Consider the following 2,787-nt stretch of genomic DNA (forward strand, 5'->3'; position numbering starts at 1 on the left):
TGTGGCGCGACAATTTGGATGGGAGGCGCGACGATCAGGATGAAGAGATCGGGTGGTCGCGATCTGGTGAAGATGGACTGTGGATTGATGCGTTGCAAGGGGTATTTTCGCCGTTGTCGCGGCGCGTCAAACAGGCCTGCCTTTAGATTGTCGCGGCGCGTCAATCTGGATGAGAKACATTTGTCGCCGAAGGCTGACCAAAGAAGGCCGGCCTCCGTAAGAATGGAAGGCCGACCTTCATTTGCGCGACACTCTATGCTGATGTTGTTTGTCGCGGCGCGTCAATCATCGAGGGCTGAGGCCAGCGTTGCCGTCGCGCCGTCGGTGTTTTCCGTCAGACGCGATATTGCGGTTTTGCGCCTGTAGCTTTCGACGTTCATTTCAAAGATCGTCGCGTGATGAACCAGTCTATCAATGGCGGCCAACGTCATGGCTTTGTCGGGAAAGACCTTGTCCCATTCACCGAAGGGCTGATTTGCGGTGATGAGAAGCGAGCGGCGCTCGTATCGCGCACTGATCAGCTCAAAGAGCACACTGGTTTCAGCCTGATCCTTGCTCACATACGCCATGTCGTCGAGCACCAGCAGATGATACTTGTCGAGCTTGGCGATCGCCCCTTCGAGATCGAGATTGCGGCGGGCGGCTTGCAGTTTCTGAACAAGGTCGGTGGTCCGCGTGAACAGAACACGCCAGCCATTCTCGATCAGCCCGGCGCCTATGGCGGCGGCCAGATGCGACTTTCCGCCGCCTGGCCCGCCAAACAGCATCAGATTGGCGCCGTTCTTCAACCAGACATCTCCCGCCACCAATGCCATGACCCGGGCTTTCGAGACCATGGGCACAGCCGTGAAGTCGAAGGTATCGAGAGTTTTTCCTGGAGGAAGACGCGCTTCGGTTAGGTGGCGCTGCATACGCCGCGTTTCGCGTTCGGCGACCTCGAACTCAGCAAGCGCCGCCAGCAGCCGAGAAGCCGGCCAGCCCTCGCTGTCAGCCCGCTCGGYGAAGGTTTGCCAGGCGCGGGAGATGCCCGGCAGCCGCAAATCGGTGAGCATCAGGGACAAGCGTGCGGTATCGACAAGATCGTTGTCATGCCGTGACCTCCACGGGGGTGCTGATAAGCCTGTCGTAATCGACCAGTCTACCCAGATTGACGCTGACATGCGGAACACAGGCCGGGTTCGGCGCGAACCGGGTGCGCATGGCGTCAATCGTCGGGACGGTTCCCGCATCGAGCTCACCCTGGATGGCGTGAGCGAGTGCGGCTTCGACATTGCGCTCATGGGCCAGGCTCAGCAGTTCCACCGTCAGACGGCAAGCATCGCGTTCCGGCAGCCTCTCCATGGCGGCATTGTAGAGATTGCGATAGGCATCCCTGGGGAAGAGCTGATCGCGATAGCTGAGTCTGGGCAAAGCTCCCGGCTTCTGGCGCAGGGAATGAATGACGTGACGGTAGTTCACGACGTGCTGGACGGAGCCAAGCTGACCTCTGACGCGCGGCAGCGTCATCAGCGAGGTGCCGCCGAGAAACAGTTCAATATGCTCCTTGAAGAGCCGGGCGCGCAGCCGATGTCCGATCAACCGTGAAGGAACGGTGTAGAATACCCGGCGCAGGGTAAAACCGCCACTGCTGGTGACATAGACGATCTCGTCTTCGCCTTCAGGCTGGCGCTGGCGCGGTAGCGCCAGCAGGCTTTCGCGCTCAATGGCGATCTCCCTGGCCCGACGGGCATTGCGCTGGCCGACAACCTCGTCGATGAAGGTGGCAAAACTGGCGACGTCGGCAAAGTCGCGCGTTGCGCGCAGCAGAAGAGCATYCTCCAGTTCCCGCTTCAGATCGCCATGTGATCCTTCGACCGCGCCGTTCTCGTGGGCGACACCGCGATTGTTGCGGCTGGCCTTCATGCCGTAATGGGCGCAAAGCGCTTCATAGCGATCTGTCATATCCTGCGCGGTATCGGCATTGAGGTYGCGGAATGCCGCGGAAAGACTGTCCGTGCGGTGATCGCGCGGCGCGCCGCCGACAGACCAAAGGGCGTTTTGCAAACCACTTGTCAGCGCAGCAAAACTCTCGCCGCCTTCGACAATCTCGGCATGCTCGAAGCCGCTATATGCCAGCCGGAAGTGATAGAGCAGGTATTCGAARACCGCGCCGGCGATCGTGACCTTGAGGCCCGGTGCGTGGGTAAAATCCGACAAGCCCATGCGTCCCGGCTCGTGAACCTGCCGGAACATCACCTCCTGATCTTCGCCATGGGTCGCACGCCACGCGCGGATCCGGCGCTCAAGTGTGCGGCGAATACCAGAACCGAGTTCTGGGTGACGCTTGCAAAGCTCACGAAGAATGCCGACAGGGCGCAAGCCAGGAGCGCTTCGCAGCATGGGAACCACCTCTTCAGCGAATATCCCTTCCAATGGATCAGGCCGACGTCGTTCGTGCTTGGCCTTCTTCTCGCTTGGTGGACGGGGGTCTGCTTCGATCCGATAACCAGTGGATGGGCTGAAACCAGATCTGGCGGCCGCGACAGGGACACTGTGCTTCTGACGATTTTGCATATAAAGCCTCAAYTGTTGATCCGTGATGTGTCTGCCGGGCATTCATTCTTCCTTTGAGCGGGAAGAAGAAATGCACCAGGCACATCGCGATCACCAGACGGCGTGAACCCCTACGTGGGTTCGCGCCGTCGCCAGGAACGCCCCTCCGGTCGGGCTACGCCCTCCCTTCGTGACGCTCCTGGCGACACTCTCATCCAGATTGACGCTGTTCCCAGGTTGATTGCCGCGCCATAG

The 2,787-nt window shown here is 60.1% G+C and carries 2 protein-coding genes; both read right to left on the minus strand.

Annotated elements, in window-relative coordinates:
• Nucleotides 1–281 precede the first annotated feature (281 nt).
• Nucleotides 282–1,052 carry an IS21-like element ISRm9 family helper ATPase IstB gene (istB, locus tag AC1DOG_RS23105; RefSeq protein ID WP_477931337.1) on the minus strand — a complete coding sequence of 257 codons (771 nt, stop codon included), beginning with the start codon at nucleotides 1,050–1,052 and terminating at the stop codon, nucleotides 282–284.
• 34 nt (nucleotides 1,053–1,086) lie between these two features.
• Nucleotides 1,087–2,595 carry an IS21 family transposase gene (gene istA, locus AC1DOG_RS23110; protein WP_477931335.1) on the minus strand — a complete coding sequence of 503 codons (1,509 nt, stop codon included), beginning with the start codon at nucleotides 2,593–2,595 and terminating at the stop codon, nucleotides 1,087–1,089.
• Nucleotides 2,596–2,787 lie beyond the last annotated feature (192 nt).

This window comes from Rhizobium sp. 01N48 (assembly GCF_056399145.1).